Source organism: Gimesia sp., from assembly GCF_048260065.1.
In the GTDB taxonomy this organism is placed as follows: Bacteria; Planctomycetota; Planctomycetia; order Planctomycetales; family Planctomycetaceae; genus Gimesia.
Window position 1 is genome coordinate 314,004 of the sequence record NZ_JBLXHC010000005.1, and the last position, 12,392, is coordinate 326,395.

Genomic DNA, 12,392 nt, shown 5'->3' on the forward strand with positions numbered 1-12,392 from the left:
GTTTTGTCTGCAGATGCTGCAGCGCGGGAACGATGCAAATGAGCAAAGCAGATTCACCACTTGATGTACTGTTATTTGCGGGACCCTTTGAAGTCAGAGGTACCTCGGCCTACACATTACGACTGGCACAATACACGGCCGCTTATGGAATCGCAGCCCGGGTGGTCTGTCCCAATGCGGCAAAAGTCGATCCCAGTATGCGAGCGAAGCTGGACATCAAGGAGTATCGCAATCTGAATGTGCCGGTGCTGGGGCACCTGATTTTACATCTCTTGAAACAGGAAGTGATAAAGAAGCCACCCGATCTGATCCATATTCAGTCACGGCATGTTTTGCCGCAGGGGCAATGGCTGGCCCGCAAACTGAAACGTCCCTTTCTGCTGACGGTGAATGACTACCTGCAGAGTGATGAACGCCTGCGGATTGATATGCGGTGGTGCAGGGGAATTATTACCGTCAGTGAGTCTGTTAAAAAAGACCTGATCGCCCGAACTGGTCTGCCCGAGGATTTCGTGCTGGTGATTTCCAGTGGCGTGGATGTGCCCGAGCAGTCACAGCATGTTCCTGTCCTCTCCCGTGATCATGAGCCTGTCGTTGGTACCGCAGGTCCATTGGAAACGATCAAGGGGCTGCCTTATTTTCTGGGGGCAGCCAGTCGTGTTCTGGAAGTGAATCCGCATGTCCAGTTTCTGGTTTCGGGAGCAGGCCCGGAGGAAAGCAATTTGCGGCACCTGGTGCGGGACCTGGGGATCACTGAAAACGTAACCTTTGTTCCCAATTTGTATGACTTCTCCATCTCACTGGAAGCGATGGATATTTTCTGTCTGGCGTCGCTCAGGCAGGGGCTGGGGACAATCATGCTGGAAGCGATGGCATTGGCCAAGCCTGTGATTGCGACCGGTGTGGGCGGGATCTATTCGGTGATCCGCGATGGGGAAACCGGGCTGGTGATTCCTCCCTCGAACAGTGAGATACTGGCGAGCAGTATCCTGAAACTGCTGGATGACCCTCTGAAAGCGCGGGCCATGGGAGAATCTGCCCGGGAACTGGTTCGGCAGGAGTTCCGGGTTGAGACCATGGTTGAGAAAACTGTGGAACAGTATAAACTGGCAGTGCAGGCTCCGGTCTGATGGCAGAGAACAGAAACAGAATATCACTGCCGGAACAGTGATTCTCCCCTCTCGTTACGGGTTACATGAATGCAAGCAGAAATTATTGCGATCGGCAGTGAGCTGACAAACGGAGAAAAACTCGATACCAACAGTCAGTGGTTGAGTACAGAACTGGCTGCGATTGGCATCTCCACTCATTTTCATACTACGATTGCCGATAATCTGGATGAAATTGTTACCCAGTTTCGCCTTTCAGTACAGCGTTCTGATCTGATTTTGATTACCGGTGGACTCGGTCCCACGCTGGATGATCTGACACGCCAGGCTCTGGCAGAAATGACAGAGACAGATCTCGTGCTGGATGAAACGTCCATGGAGATCATCGAGGCGATGTTTCAGAAGCGTTCGCGCGAGATGCCCGAGCGAAATCGGATTCAGGCGATGTTTCCCCAAGGTTCAGAACCGATTAAGAACGAGCATGGGACCGCTCCGGGAATCTGGATGGAAGTCCCCCGTCTTGATGGGAATTCAATCTGCCTGATTGCCGCGATGCCGGGAGTTCCTTCAGAAATGAAGCCGATGTTTTATCAGTCGGTATTGCCCCGCGTCACGCGTGGAACCAATATGATTCGCTTTGCAAGAATCAACTGTTTTGGGGTGGGGGAGTCGAAGACAGAAGAATTACTGGGCGATATCACAAGCCGAGGCCGTGATCCGGAAGTGGGAATCACGGCGCATGAAGCAACGATTACACTGCGGATCAAAGCGATGGGTAGCACTCTTGAGGAGTGTGAACACAAGATCGCTGAGACGCATCAATTGATTCAGGAGCGGCTCGGAGAATATATCTTTGGTTATGAAGACGAAGAGCTGGAACATGTGGTGATGATGCTGCTCAGTCAGAAACAGCAGACACTGGCCACCTGTGAATGCGGCACCGGAGGACTGCTTTCGTATCGACTGACGGAAGTCGATGGGGCCGCCGACTGGTATGCAGGTGGAATCGTTTCCCGACTGCAGTCCGTCTACAGACATCTGGCATCCGGACCAGATCAGGATACCGTTGGTTTTAATGCGGCTGGAGCAGTTCAGATTGCGCAGGCGACACAGCAGAAATATGATACCGATTTTGGATTAGCAATCCTGCTTGATCCCCATCAGTCGTGGCAGGATCCGAATCAGGTGCCCCAGGCTTATGTTGCTCTGGCAAATCGGGAGTCAGAGTGGGTGGAAGAAATTGGTCTGACGGTCAATCGTGCGATTGCTAAAAGCCGCGTCACAAAAGCCGCGCTCAATCTGTTGAGACGGAATCTGATCGTGAAGTAAAACAGGATCTGTATCGCAGACCCGATCAGGCAGCATGCAGCTTTCTGGCTTTTTGCGACCATTGGATCCAGTCGGTGATTTCTTTGAAGTCCGGCTTTTTCCCGCCGCGAATGATCTGCTGTCCTTCGCTGGTTTTGACAAACGATTTTACTTTGCCGTACAACTCCTGAGGCGATGTACGGGCAATCTGATCGGGTTCATAAAAACCGCAGGCGACCAGGATCTGTGCATCGTGCCCCCGCAAGCCGGGGATACAGCAGACAAGTTTTGTCTGTTTCTTCCAAACGCGAATCGTGCGTTCTTTAATGTGAGACACATTTAATTGATTCGCGACGTTTTCCGGGTTGCATTCCAGGAAATCACTGACGGAGAAAATTCCCACTTTTTCCAGACGTTGTGCCGTCTTCGGACCGATGGACGGGGCCTGTTCCACAGGCATGGAACGATTCAGGTAAAAGGGCGGGGTGATGGGTTTCGCATTTTCCGAGTCAGTGTGTGAACTGTCCCTGCGATATTCACGTCGTTCCTGTGGAACTGGTTGTTGCGGTTTCTGTTCTGTGGCGACTGGTTTTTGCGGGTGAAACTTCCGTGCCTGGTGTGCTGACTGATACCATTGTTGCACGCGTGTTTCAGTAATGGTCGTCTCATTTGATGCCTCAGTTGGAAGACTGGAGGCAATCAGAGACCAGAGTTCAGAGAATGACATGCCGGTGATATCACCGGGTTCTGTGATCCCACACTGGACAAGGAATGCGGCCTGTTGGGGTTTAATTCCCCGAATGCAGGACGCCAGTCTGGCCTGACTCTGCCATTCAAAAATCAGTCCTGCTGTGATTTCTTCCGGAAGCTGAGGAGCCAACTGGTCAGCCGACTGAGACAGGAACTGTGCAATCGTATTGATGCCTGCCTGATTCAATTGTTGAATCTGGAACTGGCTGAGTGAAGACAGCCTGTAGATGGGGGAGGACCATTCCAGTTCATAGACCGGTACTTCTACCGGGGGGGCATCGAGCACGGCGGTTGATGTTTCTGTTTTGAGTGCAGGTTGCAACTGGAGTTCAGATTGAGCCCGTGGTTGTGAAATCAACGGAGATCGAGTTTCCTCTGTGGAACTTTCTTCTGTGAGCCAGACCGGCGGTTGTCCCTGTTCTTCAAACAGGCGGGTCAGATGCAGATGGCAGGTGAAAAATAGAATCTGTTGTCCTTTGTTTGCCACAGAGATCAGGGTTTCGATGGCTGCCTGTGTTCTGCTCTGGTCAAAGTTGACAAGTACATCATCGAGTACCATGGGAAGTTCCACCCCGTTGTTGCGGAAACGTTCGACCATTGCGAGTCGGATTGCCAGGAAGAGCTGTTCTCGCGTGCCGCTACTCAGTTCGCTGACTGTCAGGGTGTGCCCTTCGTTGTCATCCACTTTAGGATATTGTTCGCCCAGGGGAGTCCAGATGTTGGTGTACTTTCCATTGGTTAACTGTCTCAGGTAATCAGAGGCAATCGCGAGCGTTTCCGGCTGGCTTGTGCGTTCAAATTCTGACTGCAGCTTTTGAAGGCCGACGGCGGAAAGTTCTGTGGTAAACCACTCTTCACTGGCCTGTCTGATCTGTTCGAGAATCTGTTCACGCTGAAAACGCAGTTGCACTGCACTGCGATCGGTTTTGGCGTTCTGATAATCCTGTTTCAGTCGACCCATGTTTTCCGCAGCCGTGACCAGGTCCTGCTCGATGTCTTCGAGTTCCAGATTCAGCATTTCCAGGTGTTCGGCATTGGCGTCCGCATCAAAGTTCAACAGATCCTCTTCCACGATGGCCATTTCCTGCTCAGACTGGCTGGCGCGTTCGAGTTCCCGCTGTGCAGTCGCCAGCGTTTTTTCGAGCTGAATCCGCTCTGTCAGTGAAGCGGCCCGTGTTAGAAATTCATCGCGACTGGCAGCGCCCCCTTTGATGAGCAGTGTTGAACGCAGATGCTTCATTTCCTCCTGCTTTAATTTCAGAGAGTCTGCTTCCTGACGCAGTCGCTGTTCTTGCTTTAACAGTCTGGCACGTTCTTCACGCTGACCTGAAAGTGTTTCGAGTTCACGCTCCCATGCGGCAACCTGTTCAAACGGGTTGTCCGAATTCTGTTGGCGGCGATTCATTCGCAGGCTTAATTCGCGAACGCGTTTAAAATACATATCAACAAGATCACCAAAGGGTTTAATTTTCTGTTGTGCCTGCTCCAACTGATTCCGGTAGAGGTTTGCCTGTGAGACCTGCTGCCACATCCGGAATGCGTCATCGACTTTGAGTGTTTCGGTCAATCCCAGCTGTTTCAGACATTCGCACCATTCATGCCGCTTGCTGCTGAAGTTTCGCTGGATTTCCTGAGAACGGTTCCGCAGTTTGACCAGTAATTGACGGGTTTTCTGGGCACGTTCCTGAGCAATTTTCAACTGTTCCAGTTCCGCGATCTTGAGCGCCAGTTCATGCAGGAGATCGGTGCGGAGAATATTTTCATCATTAAAGCTCAATGCCGGGACCGATTCCCGCTGGCGATGACTGCTGAGGGAATGCCCTTCCGAGAGCGATTTCAAAGCGAAGTATTCATCGTCCATGATGCGATCGATTTCCTGGCGTGTCTCGCGCAAATGGACGTCGAGAGCCCAGCTTTCATCCTGCAGTTCATCCGCCTGATCCTGCACATCGATTTCGAAATGTTTTTTGATGGCCCAGGTGAGACCACCCAGGAAGAAACCACTCAGACAGTAAATCAATCCAACCAGCTTCGCATCGGAGACTCCCCGCCAGATACCTGCGAGTACCAGCAGTACGCCGGCAATGGCGAAACCGAACAGTGTTTTCTTTGCCCAGCCTGGCAGTCGTGAATTCGTCTGCAGGCGTTCCAGTTGTTCTTTGACTGCTTCCTGGCGGATGAGAAATTCCGACTCTCTGACCCGTAACTGGCTGAGGCGTTCGAGATGTTTCATTCGTTCGCGGGCTCGTTTGAGTTCCGCTTCGATCGAATGTCCGTTGAGCAGACGTGAAGACTGTTCCTGCAGGCTGGCCAGAGTCTGCTGATACTTTCGTGAGACTTTTTTGTAGCGTCTGTGTGCATTCTTTCGCTTTGACCCTGCTACCCGATATTCACGGGCCGCCTGGATCAGACGCTGATTATTCTCCGGAATGGTTTTAATGTGAGTCAAGTGTCGGACGCTCTGGTTCTGGCTCAGGTAGCTCTGTAGTGCCGCGTCCAGTTCCTGTACCCGGGTGATGCCGGACTTGTGCTGCTGATCCAGGTCGGTCATCCAGGGCTTCTGATCTACCAGACTCTGGATACTGGGCGCAAAGTTTAATAATTCATTGTCCAGCTCTGCCTGCTCGATTTGTTTACGCAGACCGCTGAGTTCTGCTTTGATCTCGTTCAGTTTCGCTTCGATCTGCTTGATCTCCCGATCATATTCATTGAGCAGATTGACGCCATCTTCCGGAAACTCAGCGACGACAGGCAGTCGTTTTAACTGCTGCTGCAGGTCTTGTACTTCCTGCCACGGTTTCCAGACGCGATCCAGAAAACGATGTCCGCGGATCTGATACTGGAGACCGGATTTCCGTTTCTTAAGACTGTCCGATTCCGCACGGATCTTCTGTAGATCGTCGGAGAGATTGAAGAAACGCTGTGACTGCTGTTTCAGATCAGCCAGTTTCTGATCGATTTCATCCAGCTGTTGATACAGGTCTGGCAGTTTTCCTGATTTAGCATCGCGGCTTAACAGTGTCTGTCGTGACTGGCTGACCTCTTTGGATGCATCGAGGATGGCCTGACCTTCCGGACCGAGTGTCAAACCATAGATGTGCTGCGCGACCTGATCACCGTGCAGAGTTCCCAGTTCCTGGAGTTCATTCAATCCAATGGCGAATACATTTTCATAAACGCTTTCATTCACCCCTGCCTGGAGTGAAGTCAGGAGATCAGTGCTGGAGATTCCCCTGGACTGACTCTGAAACGAGAAGTGACCTCTTCCATTCGCAGACGTTTGTCGCTGAATTTCATAGAACTGCCCCTGGTGACGGATATCCAACAACGCAGACCAGGGAACCGAATCGGGAACACGGGAATGCTCGCGCAACTCATCGGATTGAAATCCATAGAGGATTCCCCGAATCATGCGCATCAATGTGGATTTGCCCGTTTCATTCGGGCCGTAAAACACGTTGATTCCCGGGTCGAGTGAAGCAAGATTCAGGTTCTGCCAGTTCCCGAACTGGTTTACATGGATTCTGGTAATTTTCATACGTGTACTTCCTCATCCGATGAAACATCGAGCCATGTCTGTCCATTGTGGATGGCTGCGTTGAAGATCTGCTGATTGTCCAGTTGTTCGGTGACCGAATTCAGGCGTTGTAACCAGCTTTGATCCAGGTGAGAGGCTTGCGCGAGTAACTGTTTGAGTGGGAGCTCAGTCTCAGATTTGAACTGCTCCAGTTGATTTTGAAACAGTTGAGACAATGTGGAATGCGTTCCTTGAAGTTCTCTGTTTTCTGGCTTCAGATAAAATGATTGTTCAATGCCGACCGGCAGTCTCTCTTTCACGGCCAACGCCAGTTCATTACTCAGGCTGCCCTGATGTTTGAAACTTCTGAGAGAATCAAACAGCTCACCTGATCCCTGAAACTGCCAGCGTACCATCCACAATTTTTCGTGGTGGCCTCTGATTTGAGACAGGAGCGATTCCTGCATGCGTTGAATCAGTTGAGCGCGGGAGAGTTCCGGCTGCAGGTTCAGTTCCAGTACCAGCCAGCGGACTGAAGCGATTCGCAGTGTCCGCTGTTCCAGTTGCGCTTCCGTTCCCACAGTGACCAGTGTGACTCCGTTTTGTTCGTGTTCGCCGAAATTGAGTCCCTGTGCGGTTCCCGGATGATGAGCCACTCCGGGGTGCATTTCGAATGTATGTCTCTGCGTGCCTTTGCAGAGTGCCAGGTAATCAACAGAAATTTCATTGGATTCTTCTGACTGCCATTCCGCCGGCAGATATTCATCTGACAGTGAAAGGGGAATCGCCTGTGTGGAGTCGCCGAGGGTGTCAGAGTGATCCGTAGGTAAGTTGGCAGCGATCAATCCAATGGAGAGCGCCCGTTCTTCCTGTTTATTAAACAGCTGATTGCGTTGGTTCAGTTTGAGGGGCTGAGAGTATTTACGATGTGCAGATCCCAGAATCTGAAGTGTGGCAATGGTTTCATCTTCACGCAGAATATCGATGACATCACGATCCTGGGGTGAAAGGAATGTGATGTTGGCAGGCCAGTTGTACTGCAGGTCCCAGGCACTCAGGGGATCGTGTTGTCCGGGAACGATGAAAACCTGAATCTGATCGGCGGCCAGTTTTTGAAAGCCTTCGATCAACGCAATGCGGGCACGAATACTGAAGTCGTCAGCAATAAAAGAGTTGCCACTCAGGAGGAGAAAATCGATTTCATGTTCGCGACAGGCATCGATCAAATGAGAAAACGTATCGAGCGTACAATCTTCGAGGATCGTCTGTGATTCAGTGGAAACTGCGCCGACCCCTTGCGCCTGATGGTCCAGTCGCAGATTACTGGCATGGATAAACCGGGTTGGTATAAATGGCATGGCAGACTCCTTTCCGCCGCTCGACCTGCTGACGTCTATTGTTCCACAATTTGATCAGGGATGCAGGTGGCAGTGATGCTTTTTAGAATGTCAATTTTGTCTGGAAGTGTACTTCACTCCGCGGTTTAAGAAAAGTGGAGTCTGTAGAAAATGTCCCTGTACCGGGGTAGATTGGCCGAACGAGGGGGGCAAGCTGCTATCGCAGAATCAGGGCTAATTTCCCAGCCAGGTTGTGACATCAGGGTCGTGGTAGGTGTCAACCAGCGCGTGTGAGACGGTTGTCACTAACTCCTGACGTTTGACAGGCTTAGACAGGACCTCGTATGCCTTTGCTTCGGACGCATCCTGACGTAATTCATCAGTCGCATCAGCGGTGATGAGAATACAGGGCAACATGGCGTTGATCTGCTTCATCAGGCGTACGGCTTCCAGACCGGTAAGAATGTCCATATGCATGTCCAGCAGGACAATATCGACAGAGATCTGCTCAACCAGCTCAACAGCTTCCTCACCTGATTCAGCCTCGAACAGTCTGAAATAGGGGGCCAGCACTTCCTTGAGCACCGCGCGAAACCCGGAATCATCATCGGCAATCAATAGCTGATAAGGAGCCTGTGATCTGGCAGTAACCATATGACATCTCACCAAGTAATCCGGAAGGCAGCCGCAACAGCGGACATTTAACATAACCTTAGTTCGAAACGGAATTCGTGCAAATAGCTTTTTGTTAGCATAAAGTTAAGCAAATCAGATACCATTGTCATGTAGAAAAAATGGTTGTGTTATAAGTTGTTAATTAGTATGTAGATAGGGGGGCTTTCGTGTTTCAGATAAATGGGGAGACTCTTGATCAATTCGTATAATCGCCGTGCATTCGCTGTCAAATAGGCAGTGATTTTAAAGGAGGGATCAACTCAAGAAAGCTCAAAAAGTCCTGTCTCTGTCCCGATTTCAATTGGTCGAATCGTTGGAGACGACTCAATTCAGGCAGAACGTTTACTGGGGAGAGGGGTACCCGCCGGGCCTGGCATTGGCTCTGAAAATTCGAGCTCTTTTACTGGGGAGTTGTTCTCGACCATTTGTGAAAAAAAGTCGATCAATGTCGAGTCAAATTTTTCGAGTTGTGTGAAGCGACCCGCATTGTGAATGGCGCCTGGTAACGAGCAGACGGTGATGTGCGCATCAGGAATTCGCTTGACGATCAACTGTGTCATACGGGGAACAACACTCTGATCTTTTTCACCGGTGAAAAACAACAGGTTTCGATTTTTCAAATCTTTGACGCGCGGTTTCAGATTGATATATCGACAACCCTGCCGACGTTGTGAATACCAGATCATGATCCGAAACGCGCGAATGACTTCCCAGGTCGGTACGATTTGTATAAACAGTCGTGGCAGAAAACGTTCTCCCCAGCGTATCGCGTGATCCAGAAAGAGTTCCTCATTCAGAAAGGCACCTTCACAGGCGACAAACTGGATGTCAGAAGATTTGGCAGCGACAGCAAGTGCAGTTCCCGCTCCGCGACTCATACCCAGCAGCCCCAGTGGGAGCTGGGATAGTTCAGGTTGAGCTCGCAGGAATTCAATAGCGGATCTGGCATCATTCAGTTCATAATGTGAGAGCCAGTGGATTGACTGGTAGCGAGGGTCAGTATCACTTTCTCCATGATTGCGAAAATCAAACGAGAAGACAGCAAAGCCAGCCTCCAGTAATCCCTGGCATTGGAAGAGTGCAATTCGTCCAGTGGATTTAAAGGGATGGCAGAAGAGGATTACACCTTTAGGGCGATCTGCCGTGGGAGTGGCAATGAATCCATGCAGCGTCAGGCCGTCCGAAGTGGGAAATGTCACATCTCTGATCTGAATCTGATCGTCATTTTCTGGTAGTTGTGCGAGTGTGCCGATCAGATTGAATCGATCGGGCATCGGCGCAAACAGTACCGGGTAAGCAGCGCGCATGATGCAGTATTGGATTATTATCTCGACTGCGACTGCGATCAAAACGCACCAAAGCAACCAACTCACTGCTGTCTCCCTGGCGGTTGCAGAACCTGAGAATCACTTACACAGGTTCTGAATTCAATTAAAGATGTAGACTCTGGAATCCGGGATTATCGACGATACTGACTTTGTGCAAATCTCCATAGAGGTTGCACATGCGTAGTTTACCCGGTTTCCCGGTGAGCGTCTTGATCAATTTCTCAGGACTCGGCTGATCCTGGTAAAAAAAACAGAATTTGTGTGGACCTCACCTTGAGTGATAAGAGGGAGCGCACATTGACAATGTGATGTCGAAACAGAAATTAATCTTCCGAAACAGTACTGGAAGCAATACGTAGTCGTTGAGCGCGTTTCAGCAGAGTAGACAATGTATCAACTGATTTGACTACAACTCAGTCTTTGAATTCTGAGAAGATCAAAGCAATGTTCTGTCCGCCAAATCCAAAGCTGTTCGACAACGTGGTTGTCACATTTTGCTGACGAGCTTCGTTGGGGATGTAGTCCAGGTCACAATCAGGGTCAGGCGTTTCATAGTTAATCGTCGGTGGGATGACATTGTCGCGAATCGCCATCAGGCAGGTGATGGCTTCCACGCTACCCGCTGCGGCAATCAGGTGTCCCATCATACTTTTGATGCTGGAGACAGGAGTCTTGTATGCCGCTTCTCCCAGTGCGCCTTTGATTGCTTTGGTTTCCACACGATCGTTGACCGCGGTACTGGTTCCGTGCGCGTTGATATAATGAATCTCATCCTGATTGATCTGAGCGTGGTTCATTGCCATCTTGATACACTTGATAGCACCGCGACCATCGGGGTGAATGTCCGTGACACGATAAGCGTCGGCGGTGGAACCGTAGCCAACCAGTTCTCCATAAATTTTTGCACCACGTTTCTGGGCACGTTCCAGGTCTTCCAGGATCATCATGCCTGCCCCTTCGCCAAGCACAAATCCATCCCGGTTGCGGTCAAAGGGACGTGATGCTTTTGCGGGATCTTCATTGTGTGTGGAAAGGGCAGTCAGCAGGCTGAAGCCAGTCACACCGAAAGGATGGATCATGCTGTGGGCTCCGCCGGAGAGCATGATATCGACATCGCCGCGACGAATCAGTTCTGATGCTTCGCCAATGGCCTGGCTCGAAGCGGCACAGGCAGTCAGGCAGTTCAGGTTGGGACCCTGTGCATTGAAGAGGCTGGCCAGATGGCCGGCAGCCATATTGGGTTCCTGTTCCAGTTCGAACCGCGGATTGAGCTGTTCGAGTCCGACTTTGGTGAATTTTTCCAAGTCGACTTCACCATCGTTCTGGGCCTGGGCAATGATCTTCATAAACGTGTAGAAGTCCTGCTGCCCTTCGCCTGCTCCCAGGTAGACACCAAACATCGCGGGGTCAAAGTCGTCATCCAGAATTCCAGAGTCTTTGACGGCCTGGGTGGCTGCACCAATGGCATAGCGGATATTACGTCCTGAATGCTCAAAGCGATCCAGATTATCGACGTAGTCTCCCAGGTGGAAATCGTGGACTTCCGCTGCAAAGCGTGTCGGGAAATTCGAAGCATCGAAATGAGTGATGTTGGAAATGCCGCATTTGGATTCCTGGAGAGCTTTCCAGGTATCTTCTACGGTTTTTCCCAAGGGGGTGATAGCGCCAATTCCAGTGATCACAACGCGGCGGTTCATAGCTTCGAACTCTTGTTTTAAAATTGATTTTGTAGCAGCAGGCAAATTTCAGGGTCAGATAGACTGTCCAAATGTAACTTGCCGCCAGTTTAAGTCTGCGTTTTTTGAATACCTGAATTATGATTGTAGTTCAATTTGAATCAAGGCCTCTAGAGCAAGCTTTCAAAAATCGCTGTCTCAGGGCTGATCTTCACCCGTTCCAGCCTTGCCTACATCCAGGATTCCCAGCAGATTCATCGAAAACACAAAGTTTTTCTGGTCGATGGCTCCAAATTCCGAATCACTCTGATCGAGATGGACGAAAATAATGCTTCCTTCAGCGACCAGACGGTCTCCGACCATGGCCGTCACATCGACAGCGCCTCCCTCTTCGCCTGCATTGGTGATTTTGGCGGTATAAATCAGCTGGTCACCCGGGCAGGCCCAGCTGTGAAACGTCATCTGGGGGACTTTGGCCAGAATGACGATGTGCTCAAAATCGTTGATTTCACCCAGCAGAATGCCGCCGGTCTGTGCCAGTCCCTCAATCATCAGAGAGCCGGGCATGACGGGAAAACCGGGGAAGTGATCGTGCAGATGCTCTTCTGCCAGTGTGACGTTTTTCACACTTTTAGCATAAGAACCGCTTTCAAATTCAATAAAGCGATCAATCCAGAACCATCGCATTTTGA

General features: G+C 50.7%; 8 protein-coding genes. 2 read left to right on the forward strand and 6 right to left on the reverse strand.

Annotated elements, in window-relative coordinates:
• Nucleotides 1-38 precede the first annotated feature (38 nt).
• Nucleotides 39-1,130: a glycosyltransferase family 4 protein gene (locus ACN0YN_RS12015; RefSeq protein ID WP_417385247.1), complete on the forward strand. Its 1,092-nt coding sequence runs from the start codon at nt 39-41 to the stop codon at nt 1,128-1,130.
• A gap of 69 nt (nt 1,131-1,199) precedes the next feature.
• On the forward strand, nt 1,200-2,438 hold the full coding sequence (locus ACN0YN_RS12020) for a CinA family nicotinamide mononucleotide deamidase-related protein (protein WP_417385248.1): 1,239 nt from the start codon (nt 1,200-1,202) through the stop codon (nt 2,436-2,438).
• Nucleotides 2,439-2,463: 25 nt separating this feature from the next.
• On the opposite strand, the gene ACN0YN_RS12025 is transcribed toward ACN0YN_RS12020, so the two are convergent.
• From ACN0YN_RS12025 to ACN0YN_RS12050, 6 genes are all read right to left on the reverse strand, one after another.
• Complete coding sequence (locus ACN0YN_RS12025) at nt 2,464-6,705, reverse strand: DUF4332 domain-containing protein (RefSeq protein ID WP_417385249.1); 4,242 nt, start codon at nt 6,703-6,705, stop codon at nt 2,464-2,466.
• Nucleotides 6,702-8,042, reverse strand: coding sequence for a metallophosphoesterase family protein (locus ACN0YN_RS12030; protein ID WP_417385250.1), 1,341 nt, complete (start codon nt 8,040-8,042; stop codon nt 6,702-6,704). The genes ACN0YN_RS12025 and ACN0YN_RS12030 overlap by 4 nt, the downstream gene beginning before the upstream one ends.
• 213 nt (nt 8,043-8,255) lie before the next feature.
• The gene (locus tag ACN0YN_RS12035; RefSeq protein ID WP_417385251.1) at nt 8,256-8,675 is read right to left on the reverse strand and encodes a response regulator; all 420 of its coding nucleotides are present in this window, start codon (nt 8,673-8,675) and stop codon (nt 8,256-8,258) included.
• Between the two features lie 350 nt (nt 8,676-9,025).
• Nucleotides 9,026-10,069, reverse strand: a complete 1,044-nt coding sequence (locus ACN0YN_RS12040; RefSeq protein ID WP_417385252.1) for an alpha/beta hydrolase — start codon at nt 10,067-10,069, stop codon at nt 9,026-9,028.
• Nucleotides 10,070-10,437: 368 nt separating this feature from the next.
• On the reverse strand, nt 10,438-11,721 hold the full coding sequence (fabF, locus tag ACN0YN_RS12045; RefSeq protein WP_417385253.1) for a beta-ketoacyl-ACP synthase II: 1,284 nt from the start codon (nt 11,719-11,721) through the stop codon (nt 10,438-10,440).
• Nucleotides 11,722-11,898: 177 nt separating this feature from the next.
• A complete protein-coding gene (locus ACN0YN_RS12050) occupies nt 11,899-12,387 on the reverse strand; it encodes a 3-hydroxyacyl-ACP dehydratase FabZ family protein (protein WP_002644541.1) in 489 nt (162 codons plus the stop codon).
• Between the last annotated feature and the right edge of the window lie 5 nt (nt 12,388-12,392).

Coding starts and splice junctions, on each gene's coding strand:
- ACN0YN_RS12035 (WP_417385251.1), bottom strand. CDS start 8,675: ATGGTTACTGCCAGATCACAGGCTCCTTATCAGCTATTGATTGCCGAT.
- fabF (WP_417385253.1), bottom strand. CDS start 11,721: ATGAACCGCCGCGTTGTGATCACTGGAATTGGCGCTATCACCCCCTTG.
- ACN0YN_RS12030 (WP_417385250.1), bottom strand. CDS start 8,042: ATGCCATTTATACCAACCCGGTTTATCCATGCCAGTAATCTGCGACTG.
- ACN0YN_RS12025 (WP_417385249.1), bottom strand. CDS start 6,705: ATGAAAATTACCAGAATCCATGTAAACCAGTTCGGGAACTGGCAGAAC.
- ACN0YN_RS12050 (WP_002644541.1), bottom strand. CDS start 12,387: ATGCGATGGTTCTGGATTGATCGCTTTATTGAATTTGAAAGCGGTTCT.
- ACN0YN_RS12015 (WP_417385247.1), top strand. CDS start 39: ATGAGCAAAGCAGATTCACCACTTGATGTACTGTTATTTGCGGGACCC.
- ACN0YN_RS12020 (WP_417385248.1), top strand. CDS start 1,200: ATGCAAGCAGAAATTATTGCGATCGGCAGTGAGCTGACAAACGGAGAA.